Source organism: Algoriphagus sp. PAP.12, assembly GCF_026652115.1.
Lineage (GTDB): Bacteria > Bacteroidota > Bacteroidia > Cytophagales > Cyclobacteriaceae > Algoriphagus.
This window is the reverse complement of sequence record NZ_JAPPSQ010000002.1, coordinates 132,686-149,544: the sequence shown is the minus strand read 5'-3', so window position 1 is coordinate 149,544 and position 16,859 is coordinate 132,686. Positions and strand designations below refer to the sequence as shown.

Sequence of the window (16,859 nt, the reverse complement as noted above, 5' to 3'; positions counted from 1 at the left end):
AAGAAATTTGTTGAAAGCAAAAATTACATATTGTTTTTTCATTTTGCTTTTAGGGTGGGGAACTTTGTATGCCCAACAAAAACCCGACAACCTTGTTTTCAGAAGTCTAGATCCGGATTTGGGCTTGTCCAACTCCAATGTCATGTCTATTGTCAGAGGACCTGATGAAATGGTATGGTTTGGAACTGGGTATGGACTTTATCGCTATGATGGCACACGGATCAAAACTTTTTTAAACTCAGGAGATAGCCTTTCACTAAGCCATAATAGCATTCAAAAACTGTTCAACGGTCCTTTTGGACTGCTTTGGATTAAAAATGTAAATGGTCAGTTTGATTTATATGACCCTATGTTGGAGCAAATCCACCGCGGCCTTTCCCTGGTTGGCAATCGGATAGAATTTGCATCTGACTCCATTGGCATAATTATACAAGACCGTCAAAACCGGTTTTGGTTTACTCACCCTGAAAAAGGAATTACTGTATTTGATCCCGAAAGTGGAGAATCCCGCTTCCTTTCCTCTTCCAAAGAATCCGGCGGTTTATCTTCTGATAGGATAGCATCAGTTCAGGAAAATTCAGACGGTTTGATATGGGTTTTGAGTAGAGATGGGTATTTAGATTTGGTCGATCCGAATAGGCTGATTGTTACTCGCTCTATTTGGATCAAAGAACAAAAGAACTTTGGTGTTTCCAATTTTGAATTGATGATCGATTCTGATGGAGACGGGTGGATTTTTGACCCAGATAGAGATTTGGGATTGATTTGGGTTCAAGGGCTTACACTGGAAACAGAACAAATCACTAGTTCGACCTCTCCATTGAAGTTGAATAATAACATGGTGAAGGCCATTTCTGAAAATGTCAAAGGGGAAATTTGGTTAGGAACAGATCATGGAGGAATCAATATTCTCAACAAGAAGAAAAGAGAAATAGAATATCTATATGATCAGAATCCTAATGATGAAGACTCTCCTCAAAATGTTGTTTATGCACTTTACAAGGATAAAGAGGGGATATTATGGGTTGGTACTCACAAAAGAGGAGTGTCATATTATCATCCTGGACTTCTGAAGTTTTCTCATATTCAGAAAAATCTGACCAATTCCAATTCTCTACCATACAATGATGTAAATGCATTTGTGGAAGATAGCCTTGGTAATCTTTTTATCGGTACCAATGGAGGAGGACTATTATTTGAAAATAGAAAGACCGGATCTTATCGGCAATTTCTGAGCTCACCTACTAATCCAAATAGCCTGGTTGGAGATGTCATTGTCGATATGACAATGGATAAAAGAGGAGTTCTCTGGATTGGGACCTACCTTAATGGACTTGGCAGTTTTGATGGTGAAAATTTTCAGTCTTATCAATTTAAAGGAGAAGGGGAAAATAGTATCCCAGGACCAAATGTTTGGAAAGTATTTGAGGACAGCAAACAAAGGCTTTGGATAGGGACTCTTCGTTCTGGACTAGCTATATTGGATTCCAGTAGAAATTCATTTACAAGCTTCAAAACCGGTGATGCTCCCTATTTTATACATAATCAGTACATCACTGGTTTTGCAGAGGATACTGCCGGAAATATTTGGGTTTCAGGTGGAAGCGGTTTGAATGTGTTGAATTTAGAAACGGGTTTTCAAAGGTACTTTTCTGAAGAAACGGGCGAAGGGCTTGGAGAACCTAATATCACTGATCTTTTTGTGGATTCTAAAGGGGTTTTATGGCTGACCACTATTAATGGGCTTCATTATTTTGATAGCCAAGATTCTACTTTTTTTCAATACTCCACTGATTCAGGACTTCCTTCGGCCTATTTGGTAGATCTTTTGGAAGATCAAAAAGGGAATTTGTGGATTAGTAGCCAGAAAGGAATCAGCTATGCTGAGGTGGATAGAAGCAAGAAACCGTTTGGTATTTCTTTTCAGAATTTCGATCAGAAAGATGGTTTACAAGCTTCACTTTTCAATAAAAATTCGGCAATCAGAACGAAAGAGGGTGAATTTATTTTCGGAGGACCCAATGGATATAATATTTTCAGGTCCGAGAATTTCGCCTTTGAGCAAAACTATCCAAAAGTCGTTTTCACCGACTTATTCCTTTTCAACAATGAAGTTGAAGTTGGGGAGATGTTTGGGAAAAGAGCTTTGCTCCAAAAGAATCTTCAATATACCGATGAACTTGTTTTGAGACATGATGAAAATATGTTTTCAATAGGGTTCAGTGCGTTGAATTTTTTGTATCCAGAAAAGAATAAATACCGCTACAAGCTGGAAGGTTTTAATGATGATTGGATTTATTTGGATGAAAATGTTTCTCGGGTAAATTTCACGAATCTTGACCCTGGAAACTATACATTGATAGTTCAGCCAGGGAGTGTATTGGAAGGATGGAGTCCTCAAGAATTTGACTTGAAAATTAGGGTTTTAGCCCCTTTCTGGAGAACTCCAATTGCCTATTTTCTATACCTTTTGGTTTTGGTAGCAGTTATAATCTATTCAAGAAATCAGCTGATAAGGAGGCAGAAAGAACAGTTTGAAAGACAGCAGACCCTTCTGGAAACCAAAAGAATCCAAGAGTTGGATCGATTAAAAACCAAATTTTTCACCAATCTCAGTCATGAATTTAGAACTCCACTTTCTTTGATTTTGACTCCCGCAGATCATTTGCTTTCGACAACGGATGATAAAAATCTGAAAACTCATTATGAGATTATTCAGCGAAATGCCAGAAGATTATTAAAGCTGATCAATCAGCTTTTGGATGTCAAAAACATCGAAAAAGGTGCGATTGCATTTCATCCAAGTGAAGGAGATATTGTCAATTTTGTTAAAGATGTAGTCTTTGATTTCAAGGAATTGTCTGAAAATCAGAATAAAGAACTCCTATTTGAAAGTAATGTAGAATCCAAGCAGGTGATTTTCGATGCAGATAAATTGGAAAAAGTGATTTTCAATCTTCTTTCAAATGCATTCAAATTCACCTTTGAAGATGGAGTGATCAAAGTAAAACTGGAACTCCATCAAGAAGACGAAGAAAAGGTGATGATGGAATTGTCCGTTTCTGACTCTGGAGTAGGAATTTCTCCCAAAAATCAGCAGAGGATTTTTGATCGCTTTTATTCTACAGATGCCCCTACCAATCAATTGAATCAGGGGAGTGGGATAGGTCTTTCTTTGGTTTGGGATTTTGTTAGGATAATGAAAGGAGAGGTATTTGTTCAAAGTGAGGAGAATGTTGGATCTACTTTTATTCTTCAAATTCCTCTGACTCTCATTCATTTGGAAGAATTGGAGGAGCGGGAAGAGATGTTGGACGAATTGACCAAAAATCAAAAAGAAGTAGTTTTGATTGCTGAGGATCATGCAGATTTCCGTACCTATCTCAAAGATTGTTTGTCTGATAATTACCAAGTTTTATTGGCCTCTAATGGAGCTGAAGCTTGGGAAATTGCAAAACAACAAATTCCGGATTTGATTATTTCTGACCTCATGATGCCAGTTATGGATGGAAATGAGTTTTGTCAAAACGTCAAATCGGATATCAGTACGTCACATATTCCTGTGATTTTGTTGACAGCTAAAAAATCCGAGGAACAAATGCTTCAGGGATTGGATAGTGGCTGTAATCTTTATCTAACTAAGCCATTCAATCTGGAAGTACTTCAACTTTCTATAAAAAACCTCTTAAAGGAAAGAAAGGCATTTCAAGAACAGAATAGGAAGTTGATTCAAGTAAATGCATCTTCTGTTGAAGTAACTTCTTTGGATGAGCAGTTGATTCAAAAGGCAGTTACTTTAGTGGAAAAACATCTGGATGACTCTGAATTCTCAGTGGAGTTTCTGGCAAGAGAGTTAGGTATGAGTCGGGTACATCTTTATAAAAAACTCCAATCTCTGACCGGGAAAAGCCCTATCGAATTTATTCGCTTAATACGATTGCAAAGAGCTGCCCAGCTTCTATTGAAAAGTCAGCTTAATGTCAATGAGGTAGCTTATATGGTGGGGTACAACAATGCCAAATACTTCACCAAGCAGTTTAAAAATGAATTTGGCGTGCTACCTTCCGAATATTCCTCAAATTTATAAAGATTTAAGGTTTTACGATTTATCCCCCAATATCGAAACATTCCTTCCCCTTCATTTTTGGAAAATGGTTCTAACATTGAGTCCAATTAACCTACCCAAAAAATGAAAACCTTCTTAACCCTTTTTGGACTAATTTTCTTTCAATTGTCCATTTTCCAGGCATTTGCAAAAGACACTATATCGGACTTTGAAAAAGTGTTTCCAGGTGCCCTTCGCGTAGAAGGAAGCCAGTTAGTAGGTGAAGATGGAAAGCCCGTAATTCTGAAGGGAGTTAGTTTAGGCTGGCATAATTGGTGGCCTAGGTTTTACAATACATCAACGGTTTCTTGGCTCAAGAATGATTGGAATGCTCAGGTTGTAAGAGCATCTATCGGTGTTGATGTTTCCAAAGGATTTTTAGAAAATCCAGAATTTGCTCTGGAAAAAATCCAAGCTGTTGTGGATGCTGCAATTGCTGAAAATATATATGTGATCATAGATTGGCATAGTCACCATTTGGTTGAGAAAGAAGCCATAGAGTTTTTTGGGAAAATGGCGCAAAAGTATGGGGAGTCACCTCATGTTATCTATGAGATTTTCAATGAACCAGTGGAATTGGAATGGAGTGAAATCAAAGATTACAGTGAAAAAGTAATTCACGAGATTCGAAAGTATGATTTAGATAACCTCATTTTAGTGGGTACTCCCACTTGGAGCCAGGATGTGGATGTAGTTTCTGATCACCCGCTTACTGGGTTTAGTAATTTGATGTATGTATTACATTTTTATGCTGGAACCCATCAGGAGTCTTTACGAAGCAAAGCCAATAAGGCCTTGGAAAGCGGTTTGCCAATTTTCGTCTCGGAAAGTGCAGGAATGAATTCCGATGGGAATGGACCAATTGATTGGGCTTCTTGGAAGGCTTGGACTGAATGGATGGACGCCATGGCTATTAGCAGAATTGCCTGGTCCATTTCAGATAAAGATGAAACTTGTTCTATGCTTCTTAAATCCGCTTCCTCTTTTGGAAGATGGGAGGAAGATGACTTGAATATTTGGGGAAAATATATTCGTGAGTATTTAAGAAGTGATCAAATTGAAAACCGATATTTTGGAAATTGAAATTTTTAAAGGTTCACAATTGAGTAAGAAAAAATGGCTATTAAATCGTTTTTAGGCCGATTTAACATGGAGTTAACATTTGTTACCCTTATTAAAAACATTTGAATCCCCTCTTCGAAGGATTAGTATTCTACTTTCCCTGAACAATTAGTAAACCCAAAATCCAGTCTTGAATCTTTTTGAAGCATTGCCTTCTCTTAACGGATCTTGTTCAATTTTTTGGTGTTTGCTAAGCCCATTTACAACCAGCTTTAAACACTATGAATATCCGATCTTCTCCCAATTCACAGCATTTTTATTTGAGGCCTTTTCCCTCGAAAAACCTATTACCTAGTTTAAACAATTAAACCCTTTATGATGAAAAAACTATTACCGATTTGGCTTTTCCTCTTGGCAGGAATGGTTCATGCACAAGTCACGGTCAAAGGTACCGTGAACTCTGCTGCTGATGGACTGTCTCTTCCCGGAGTGACTGTGCTGGTCAAAGGTACCACAACAGGTGTTGCTACCGATGCAGATGGTGGCTATAGTATAACTGCTCCTTCTTCTAATTCTGTATTGGTTTTTAGTTTCATTGGATTCAAATCTCAGGAAATCCAAGTAGGAAATCAGACAGTGATTGATGTCAATCTGGAAGAAGATATGTCTTCCCTAGATGAGGTCGTAGTAGTCGGGTATGGTACAATGAAAAAACGAGACATGTCCAGCGCGCAGGTTTCAGTTTCTTCAGAGGATATCGAAAGAACAGTCAATACCACTATAGAGCAGGCTTTGCAAGGGCGTGCTGCAGGTGTATACGTGACTCAGAATACAGGTGCTCCTGGCGGAGGAATCTCTGTTAATATCCGAGGAATTAATTCCATTGGAGGTACCAATGAACCTCTTTATGTAATCGATGGAGTACAAATCCAGCCTCAAACTGTTTCCTATGGAAATACTTCCTCTACAAATCCGCTGGCAGGTCTTAACCCGAGCGATATCGAGTCAATGGAGGTTTTGCAAGGACCTTCAGCAACTGCTATTTATGGTTCAAGAGGAACGAATGGTGTTATCATGATTACCACGAAAAGAGGGAAATCCGGTGATACCAAAATTAGCTACAACTATTTGTTCTCACTTCAGGATAAGCCAGAACCTTTGGAAGTGATGAACCTTCAGCAATATGCGACAATGACCAATGAAATCAATGAGATTTCAGGTGGTGAACCTCCTGCTGCTTTTTTGGATCCTTCTCTTTTAGGTCCGGGGACTGATTGGCAAAATGCACTTTTCAAAACTGCAGCTTTGAATAAGCATACTTTGAATCTAAATGGAGGAAACGATAAAACACAATTCTACATTTCCGGAGAGTATTTCAATCAGGAAGGTGTGGCGATTGGATCTGGATTTGAAAGATATTCGATGCGCGTCAATCTGGATAATCAAACCAGAAAGTGGTTGAAGTTGGGTGTAAACCTTCAACTTTTCCATACAGATGAGCAGTTGGCGACAGGAAGCTCAGATGTCATCAGTAATGCGATTCAGATGGCCCCAAATATCCCGGTAACCAATCCAGATGGATCTTGGGGTGGTGCAGACCCGATTAACGGTTCCAGCCTTCAGTTTACTCCATTAAACCCGATTGCATTGGCTAATCTTTTGGATAGAAATTATAAAAGAAGAGGAGCTCTTGGTGGTTTCAATGTAGAGGTGGACATCATCGAAGGTTTGAAATTCCGAACGATGGTCAATGGAAATGTCAATTATAACAATGGCCATTTCTTTACACCAACCTATACTTTGGGTGTGATCAGCAATGATGTCAATCAGTTGACGAAGAATTCTGATAACAGTTTCTATTGGAACTGGAACCAAATCTTGACTTACAGCAAGACTTTTGGAAAGCATTCCATCGATGCGATGGTCAGTCACGAAGCTCAAGCTTCCCAGTATGAATTCATGAATGCTTCCCGTGTTAATTTTCCTTCCAATGACCTTCCGGAGCTTGGGTTGGGTTCTGCTCAGGGCGCTACAAACAGTGGTGGAGCTGGCCATTGGGCGATGGAGTCCTACTTCGGGAGAGTTAATTATACCTTTAATGAAAAGTATATCATTTTAGGAGCATTCAGAGCGGATGGATCAGCCAATTTCGGTCCTGAAAACAGATGGGGGTATTTCCCTTCAGTTTCAGCAGCATGGAGAGTATCTGAAGAAAATTTCCTAAATGATGTAGAATGGATGGATGAGTTAAAAATCCGTTTTGAAACGGGTTTGACAGGGAACCAAGGGAATGCGAATGCGATTTTTGCTCCTTTGAGTTCTCCGAGTATTCCTACCCCTTGGGGAGGTGGATTTTTGGTTTCAAGATTTGGAAATCCTTCTTTGAAATGGGAAGAAACACAAACCTACAATGTGGGTTTCAACTTGAATATGTTTAACAACAGAATTCAGTTGGAGGGGGATTTTTACCTGAAGAAAACTGATAACCTTCTTCTTCCAAACCCACTGCCTTGGTACATGGGGACATCAGCAGAAGGAAGTATCGGTACTCCAACTGTGAATATCGGAGCTTTGGAAAACCGTGGTTTTGGGATCACCATCAATACCATCAATATTGATAACAGAGCAAGTGGATTCAGCTGGACTTCTAACTTCAACTTCTCTGGATTTAAGACGAAAGTTACTCAATTCTTCTCTCAGACTGCCTTTATCGATAGAACTGCTTGGTACATGAATGACTTTACGCAGAGAGCAGTAATTGGTCAGGCGCCATGGATGTTCTACGGATATGTTTCTGATGGATTGTTCCAATCCTTGGAAGAAGTCGAATCAAGTGCTAGACCTGTTGACAACTCTGGAAGTCCATTGCCAGTAGGTGAGGACGGAATCTATGTTGGAGATATCAAATTCAAAGACTTGAATGGTGATGGTGTCATTGATGAAAGAGATCAAACATTCATCGGTAACCCTTGGCCAAAATTGACTTTTGGTACGACTCAGCAGTTTTCTTACAAAAACTTCACCTTGGATATCTTGTTGACAGGTGCAGTTGGAAACGATATCTACAACTTCAATAGATTCAGAAATATCGCTCCAAATAACATCTACTTGGGAAGAAATATGCTGGCTGAGACCTATGATTATGCCAGAATCGAAATGGATGAATCCGGTAATCCTTTTATCGTAAACTCTGATACCAATATCCCAAGAATCACTGTAACTGATCTGAATGGTAACAGTACAAGGATTTCAGATAAGTATGTGGAAGACGGGTCATTTGTAAGATTGAAAAACATTCAACTGAGCTACAATATTCCAAGTGAGCTTTTAGGTGGCCAAAATGTAATCCGCGGAGGAAGACTAATGGTAGGGGTTCAAAATGCCTTCACATGGACAAAATACAAAGGTTATGATCCTGAAGTTGGTGCCTATGTTGGAAACAATGTATCTGCAGAAAACCAGTTGATCGGAGTTGATTTTGCAAGGTATCCTCAAACAAGAATGTATACCATCAGCTTAGGAATTGACTTTTAAACCCAAAAGAAGAATCAAATGAAAAAACATATAAATATCAGGAATATCCTGGCGGGTGTAGCAGCTTTGAGTTTGGGATTATCGGGTTGCTCTGATGAGTTCTTGGACAGGCCTCCATTAGATGCAATCGTTGATGCGAATTTCTATCAGAATGATGACCAAATTCTGGCTGCTTCTGCGCCGCTTTATAATATTGTCTGGTTTGCCTACAATGATAAGGCAAGTCATGGAATCGGAGATGCGAGAGGTGGGATTTTGACCTCTGGATCTTATCAATTGGAGAATGTTCGATTTAATACAACTGGTGAAACTCCTGAAAATGGAGCCGCCTGGAGAGCATTTTACAATGTGGTCGCTCAGTCAAATTCTTTAATTAATAATATTGAAAGCTTTGCTGGAGAGGAAGTAACAGACCGAATCAAAAATCATGGTTTGGCTGAAGGTCGATTTATGAGAGGCTTGGCCTTTTCTTACCTTGTTCAAAACTGGGGACCAGTGCCAATCATTACCAATAACACTACTCTTCTTCAGGATACTACTCTGACCAGAAATACCGAAGAGTCTGTTTGGCAATTTATTATCAAGGACATCCGGTTTGCTGCTGAGAACCTTCCTGAATCCAGCGTGCAAACCGGAAGATTGAATAAATGGAGTGCAGAAGGTCTTTTGGCAAAAATGTATTTGACAAGAGCTGGTGTTTCAGGCTCAAGAAATCAGTCTGACTTGGACTCTGCTGCCTATTTCGCCAAAAGAGTCATTGATAATAGTGGAGCTAGTTTGATGGAGAATTATGAAGATCTCTTCAAAATAGCAAACAACAACAATGAAGAGACTTTAGCTGCCTTGCAATGGACCTACAATGCAGGTCAAGCTGGTGCTTGGGGAGCTCAAAATTCCGTTCAGGCATTTTTGGCCTTTGGTTCTGAAATTACCGGTTTCGGCGATGGCTGGGGAGGTGATATTGGAGCATCTAAATGGATGTTGGACTTGTATGACGACTACACATTCGATACCAGAAGGAAAGCTACGTTCATGTTTCCTGGTGACCATTATTCCTACATCACCCAAGTACCTGCAGGAGGTACCGCACAGGAGTTGAGAGTACCTGCGAGAAGTAATGATGGAGCTAGAGACTACAATGGTCGAGCTTGGGTGAAGAAGTATGTGGTAGGAAGACCGGAAGACAATGATGGTAAAGTAGTACAGCAAGGGACTGAGATCAACACTTATATCTTGAGACTTTCAGATGTCTATTTGGTCTATGCAGAAGCCATTCTTTCCAAAGATCCTTCCGCTGCTCTAACCTATGTCAATATGGTAAGAGAAAGAGCTGGAGTAAGTCCACTTAGCTCAGTAAGCTGGGAGGATATTTTCGAAGAAAGAATGCGGGAATTTGCCATGGAAGGCCAGGCTTGGTATGAGTTTACAAGATTGCATTACTACAATCCTGAATTAGCCTACCAGATACTGTCTGAACAAGATAGAGGTACATTCCGCATCTATCCAGATAAATTACCAGATCCGACTTTGTGGGATGTCGAAATTCCGAGTGATGATACCTCACCAAGGTTCTTCAATGTAAACGAATCGAATTTCTTGATTCCGATTCCTTCCTCTGAATTATCCAGAGCTCCTAACCTGAGAAAACCTCCAGTGCCTTATGATTTCTCTTCTGGAGAGTGATTTTCAATGTTTAATTAAGATCTAATGATGAAACTTATAAAATATCCAAAAAACCTATCTCACTCTCTGGTGGTTGCTTCCATTTTGACTTTGGCAATTGGATTGGGCTCCTGCCAAGAGGAAGATAAAATAAGTGTTGGTCCTCCGACCATTGAAAGGGTGAGAACAACCGACCCAACCACAGCTGATAGCTCTTTGACTTCTGCTACTTTGGGGACGACCTTGTCCATTATGGGAACCAATTTTCTAGGTACACAGCAAGTGTATCTAAATGATTACCCTTTGGGAGTTAATAGTGCTTATGTTACCAATAACGCTGTAATCGTAACTGTTACGGATAGTGTCCCTACCGTTGCCACCAATCCAGATGTGCCCAATACATTACGATTGGTCACCAAATCCGGTGAATCAGTAATCAGTTTTCAGACCCTACCACCAGCTCCACAGATTTTGCAAGTGAAAAATCAATATGTAAAACCTGGGGACGAGCTTGAATTATATGGCAGATATTTCTATTTCGTTGATACTGTTTATTTCCCAGGAGATGATGTGTATGTCACTTCTGGTTTTGAAACAAATGCTTCTGGTACAACTTTGAAACTAACTGTACCTGATGGGATGGACTTTTCTGAAAGTCAGTCAATTTCTGTAGTCACCAAAAGCGGTGGATCTGTGCCTGGGCGTACCTCACAGATTTATGCCGGAAAAGGAATGATCGCAGATTTTGATACCAATGGGGCACTGGAATGGCCTTGGAACTGGGGATGGGGACTGTCAGGTGAAATGATCAAACCTACCCAACCGGGAATAGAAAGTCTTGAAGGAAGCTTTGCCGGCATGAACCAAGCATTTCCTGCCAATTGGGGATGGAACAATGACAAAGTAATCAACTTGACAAATTGGGGAGGTGTGCAGATTTTCCCAACAGCACCAAGTGAAGACTATAGTCCTTCTACTCCTGCGAATAAATTTGATTTTAGGGTTGAAATGGCAGTTAGTACGACAGAGTCTATTGAAGGATTACTGCTACAATTCTGGTTTCCAGACAAAAATGGAAACGAATTGAGTTATAATGTTCCGATTACAGATTTTGTAAGGAAAACTGATGGGTCTTGGTACACCGTATCCATGAATGCCAGTCAGTTGACAAATGGAACGACTCGTCTAAGTACCTATCAAGATTTGTTGGATGGAGATGGCTGGGCGAAACAGATTCGTTTGGTTGTAATCAATCCAACTGCAAATGATGTTAAGGCTGTGATGGGTTTTGACAATGTTCGCCTAATCAGAGCAGTAGAATAGAATTTCCATGCTAATAAAATCTCCGGGGTAGCATTTGTGCCCCGGAGTTTTCTTTGTTTTCAAGAAAAGAATCACTTTGAATCACCCCAATCAATTTCTTTTTCTTCGCTTTATTGCGTTTTTTATTTCCTTCGTTTCACTTATTTCTTGCAAAAGTCATACTAGTGAAAATGCAGAGGAGAAGACTTTATTTACCCTGTTGTCACCAGATTCTACAGGTTTAATCTTTACCAATCAGATTCATGAAACTGCAATAGCAAATGTTCTTTCCTATCAATATTTCTACAATGGAGGAGGAGTCGCAGTTGGGGATATCAATAATGATGGATTGGAAGATTTATTTTTCACAGCCAATCAACAAACCAATAAACTTTTTTTAAATCAGGGACGCCTAAAATTCAAGGATATTACTCTTGCAACCGGAGTAGGCGGCAGAGATGGAGGCTGGACCACAGGTGCGGCCATAGTTGATATCAATTCAGATGGCTTAAAAGATATTTATGTTTGTTATTCTGGGAACTTGAAAGAGTCTCTCAGGAAGAATCAACTTTTTGTTAACCAAGGGTTGGATAGGCAGGGCATCCCTTATTTCAAAGAGATGGCTGAAGAGTTTGGATTGGCAGACGCAGGTTATTCGGTAGCATCTTATTTTTCAGATTTTGACAAAGATGGAGACTTGGATATGCTTTTGCTAAATCATAATCCAAGCCTGTTTACGAACCTTAATGCGCAAGCATTCAAAGCTATGCTTCAGGAGTATGACCCCATGAGCAGTTCCAAGATTTATTGGAATGAAGATGGTGAATTTCGAGATGTCAGTAGAGAAGTTGGTCTTTCGGGTAGTCCCTTGAGTTACGGTTTAGGAGCAATTATTTCTGATTTTAATCAAGATGGCTGGCCGGATATTTACCTTGGAAATGATTATTCATCACCCGATTATTTCTATGTCAATCAAGGAGATGGAACTTTTCGAAATGAACTGGAACAATCATTCTCTATTAACAGCCATTACACCATGGGGGTAGATGCCGCCGATTTTAATCAAGATGGTTGGTCTGATCTTATTTCCCTGGATATGCTTCCTGCAAGTAATAGACGACAAAAACTCCTTCATAGTCCAGAAAACTACGAACATTATCAGCTATTTGTTCGAGCAGGCTTGCATCATCAAGTCATGCGCAATATGCTTCAATTGAATAGTCAAAATGGTTCGTTTTCTGAAATTGGAAACCTTTCAGGCATTGAGGCGACCGATTGGAGTTGGGCGCCTTTGGCAGCAGATTTTGATAATGATGGTAGGTCGGATTTATTTATCTCCAATGGATTTCTAAAGGATTTTACGAATCTGGATTTCATCAATTATCGAAATACCCAGCTGGGGAATACCCATGTAACCACAGAAACGATTCAGGATTTAATCCAAAAAATGCCCGCTACAAAGGTGGGGAATTTTGCATTTAAAAATATGAATGGGATTCAATTTGAAGATGTGTCCAAACAATGGGGTGTCGCAATTCCCAGTAATAGCAATGGGGCTGTTTATGCTGATTTAGACCTCGATGGGGATTTGGATTTGGTGGTTAATAACCTAAATGAACCTTCTCAGATTTTTGAAAATACGTCCTCCATGGGTGAAAATGATTTTCTTCAAATTCAATTGGAGGGGCCCCAGGGAAATCCATCTGGAATAGGTGCCAAGGTTTGGCTTTTTTCCAAGGGAAAACTCCAATATCAGGAGCAAATGATATACAAAGGGTATCAGGGAAATGTATCCGAGATTCTACATTTTGGCCTTGGAAAAAGACCTTTGGACTCTATTAAAATACTTTGGCCAGATGGGAAAACGCAATTGATTGATAAGCTCGAATCAAATCAACTAATTAAAGTCAACCATGGAAATTCTGTTCCCCTTGAATACACTCGGTCGGAAGATAAGCCACTCTGGGAGTTAGTTGATGAATACAATATCAGCAAAGTCAATTCATCCATTGAAGACTTTAAAAGCCAAAACCAATTATTGTACGCTAGGTCGAATTCTAAAATTCATTTTGCAAAAGGAAATCTAACTAGTGGAGAACATGAAGATTTGATTTTTAGCGATGGAGAGGGGAATGTCTGGTTAATGGAGAAGGGAAATCAGTCTTTTCAAAATAAAAGGATCCTAATTTCAGGGATTAATGGCAGAGTTACTGACTTGGTTTTGGTCGATTTGGATTCAGATGAAAAGCTCGATTTGTTGGTCTCTACCGAAGGAGAAAGTGGGGGGGGCATTTATTTCCAGGGAAATAACTTAGGTTTTGAAAAAGTAGAATTGCCCAATGATGGTAGCGGGAATTATTATTCTAATGTAATTCCTTGGGATTTTGATCGGGATGGTGATTTGGATCTCGTTTTTGCGGGTAGCTATATTTTAGCTAGATGGCCTGAATCAAGTCATACCCGAGTATTTGAAAATGTAGGAAATAGAAAATTCCAACTCCGATCTTCTCCTTTATTCGATGAAATCAAGCGAGTCAATAACCTTATGCTTTGGGATCAAAATGGAGATGAGATCGAAGAGTTATGGATAGCCTCTGAGTTTGAACCCATTCGGGCACTTCAATTTCAATCCGGTAAGTTTTCTTGGGCCCAAACAAATCTTCCTGTCCAAAGTCGAGGTCTTTGGAGAAATATGATCCTCACCAAAAACAAAGAGGGAAATGACTTATTGTTTTTGGGCAATTGGGGGATGAATAGTCGACTTGAGGCCGATTCTAGCAATCCTTTGTCTCTCTATTTTGCAGATTTTGACGAAAATGGTTCGGTAGACCCCTTGATGGAAATTCAAATAGAAGGAGAAATGTATCCTTTTTTCTCAAGAGATGAACTCACTAGTCAACTTTATAGAAAGAGGGCCAAATTCCCCGATTATGAAGGATTTGCTAGTGTGAAAATGTCGGGGATTCTTGATGAAAAAGAATTGGAAAGGGCCTCGATTCTTCAAGTCGATACATTAGCCAGCCTTGCTTTTGAGAAAGTAGGCTCAAACTGGGAACCTATTCAAATGCCTTTGCAATTTCAATTTTCTCCCAATTCCAGATTTATAGAGTATTCACTTGGTGAGGTATTGCTGTTGGGGAATTTGGAAAATACCAGGCTTAAAATCGGAAAGCTGACAGCTAATCCAGGAATTCAATTCTCAATCCAAAAAGGAGAGAAAGTTCAAGCATACAGTTCTAAGAAAACGGGAATAAATCTCAATGAGGAAGTGGTAGATGCTATTCTTGCTAATGAAGTGCTTTGGGTGAGTACTGCAAATGGAAAAATTATCCAGTATCAAAAGACTAAATGATTCCAAACCATAAAGAATCAACCAGAATGAATGTTTTTAGAGCTATGTCGAAAAGCAAATCCCAATCAGATTTTGCAGGATATAGCATTCAGACTTGTGTTTTTATAGTAGCTATTCTGATGATGTTTTCTTGTAAAACAAAAGTTGAATTAGATAGATATGAAGTATTAGAGAACCTAAGACTAAATCAATTAGGTTTCCTACCCGACCAAAAGAAAATTGCGATTTGGATAAATGAAGGTGATGAGAGGGAGTTTTGGTTGATCGAAAAGGAAAGCCAAGAATTGATTTTAAAAGGAAAAACTAGCCACAATCTTACCTCTACTTTTTCAGGAAAGAAAGTTCATGTAATTGATTTTTCAACCCTTACCGATTCAGGCGAATATGAAATCATTTTGCCTGAAATAGGAAAGTCTCATCCATTTAAAGTTCAGGATAATTTGCTGAAAGATTTGGGAAAGGCTACTCTGAAAGCTTTTTATTTTCAAAGAGCTTCCACTTCAATTGATTCTATATATGCAGGAAAATGGAAGAGAAGTTTTGCCCATCCTGACCACCAAATTTCCATTCATTCTTCGGCTGCGGATTCTTACCGTCCGGAGAGTTATAAAATAGATGGTTCCAAAGGCTGGTATGATGCTGGGGATTATAATAAATATGTGGTGAACAGCGGTATTACTGTAGCTACTCTTTTGTCCCTGTTGGAGGATTTTCCAAAATATTTGGGATCCTTGGACTTGAATATTCCAGAGTCCCATGACAAGGTTCCGGATGTTTTGAATGAAATTCAATGGAATTTGGACTGGATGATTGGGATGCAGGATCCATCGGATGGAGGTGTTTATCACAAGTTAACTACAGCCAAATTTGAAGGGTTTGTACAGCCTGTTCATGCGACTCATGAGCGTTTTGTGGTTCAGAAAAGTACTGCGGCTGCATTGGATTTTGCTGCTGTCATGGCACAGGCCCATCGAATTTTTAAAAATTATTCACCACAAAACAGTGAATGGTACCTAAAAGCTGCAGAAAAAGCCTGGCATTGGGCTGAAAAAAATCCTTCGGTGATTTATGATCAAACGGCACTGAACGAACAATTTTCACCTGCGATTTCTACAGGAGCCTATGGAGATAAAAATCTCGAAGATGAACGGATTTGGGCTGCTTCTGAGTTATTTATCGCAACACACAATTTGGAATATTGGAAAGTAATTGAGGGAGCAAGTCCAGAATTTGTCTTGCCTTCATGGTCTAAGGTCAAATGGCTTGGATTCTATTCTTTGCTTCGGAATCACCAAGACCTTGGAGGTGTCTCACAAAAATGGTTTGATGAAGTAAGGATGCATTTGAATCTGGCTGCTGAAGATCTTTTAAAGAAAAGATTGAAAACTGCCTTTTTGAACCCTATGGAGACCCAAAAAAGTAATTTTGTTTGGGGTAGTAATGCTGTCGCTTCAAACCAAGGAATATTGCTGATCCAAGCCTATCGACTATTTGGTGAAACTGCTTATTTGGATGGGGCTTTTGATAACCTAGATTATATTTTAGGTAGAAATGCTACAGGCTACTCCTATGTGACCGGCTTTGGTCTGAAATATCCGCAGTACCCGCATCATCGATTGATGGCCGAAATTGACAGCCTTGGGCCTATTCCCGGGTTTTTAGTAGGGGGTCCAAATCCAAAACAGCAAGATAAGGTTTTGTATTTCAGTGCTTTTCCGGATGAATCCTATTTGGATGTCCAAGAAAGCTATGCGAGCAATGAGATCGCCATTAATTGGAATGCGGCTTTGGCTTATTTGGTTAACGCTTTGCAAGCCATTGAAGCAGAATAATTTCTGTTGA

General features: G+C 39.5%; 7 protein-coding genes. All 7 read left to right on the top strand.

Annotation, left to right across the window (positions count from 1 at the left end; genetic code table 11):
* The first annotated feature begins 7 nt into the window (after positions 1-7).
* The 7 genes from O0V13_RS04045 (at position 8) to O0V13_RS04015 (ending at position 16,849) form a co-directional block, all read left to right on the top strand.
* Positions 8-4,087 (top strand): hybrid sensor histidine kinase/response regulator transcription factor, encoded by a 4,080-nt coding sequence (locus O0V13_RS04045; protein ID WP_268033710.1) that lies wholly within the window; start codon positions 8-10, stop codon positions 4,085-4,087.
* A gap of 102 nt (positions 4,088-4,189) precedes the next feature.
* Complete coding sequence (locus O0V13_RS04040; protein WP_268033709.1) at positions 4,190-5,188, top strand: glycoside hydrolase family 5 protein; 999 nt, start codon at positions 4,190-4,192, stop codon at positions 5,186-5,188.
* A 357-nt stretch (positions 5,189-5,545) separates the two neighbouring features.
* Positions 5,546-8,701, top strand: a complete 3,156-nt coding sequence (locus tag O0V13_RS04035) for a SusC/RagA family TonB-linked outer membrane protein (RefSeq protein WP_268033708.1) — start codon at positions 5,546-5,548, stop codon at positions 8,699-8,701.
* An 18-nt stretch (positions 8,702-8,719) separates the two neighbouring features.
* On the top strand, positions 8,720-10,384 hold the full coding sequence (locus O0V13_RS04030) for a RagB/SusD family nutrient uptake outer membrane protein (protein WP_268033707.1): 1,665 nt from the start codon (positions 8,720-8,722) through the stop codon (positions 10,382-10,384).
* A gap of 24 nt (positions 10,385-10,408) precedes the next feature.
* Positions 10,409-11,686, top strand: coding sequence for a glycan-binding surface protein (locus tag O0V13_RS04025; protein ID WP_268033706.1), 1,278 nt, complete (start codon positions 10,409-10,411; stop codon positions 11,684-11,686).
* Positions 11,687-11,762: 76 nt separating this feature from the next.
* Complete coding sequence (locus tag O0V13_RS04020) at positions 11,763-15,017, top strand: VCBS repeat-containing protein (RefSeq protein WP_268033705.1); 3,255 nt, start codon at positions 11,763-11,765, stop codon at positions 15,015-15,017.
* A gap of 26 nt (positions 15,018-15,043) precedes the next feature.
* Complete coding sequence (locus O0V13_RS04015; RefSeq protein ID WP_268033704.1) at positions 15,044-16,849, top strand: glycoside hydrolase family 9 protein; 1,806 nt, start codon at positions 15,044-15,046, stop codon at positions 16,847-16,849.
* Positions 16,850-16,859: the final 10 nt, after the last annotated feature.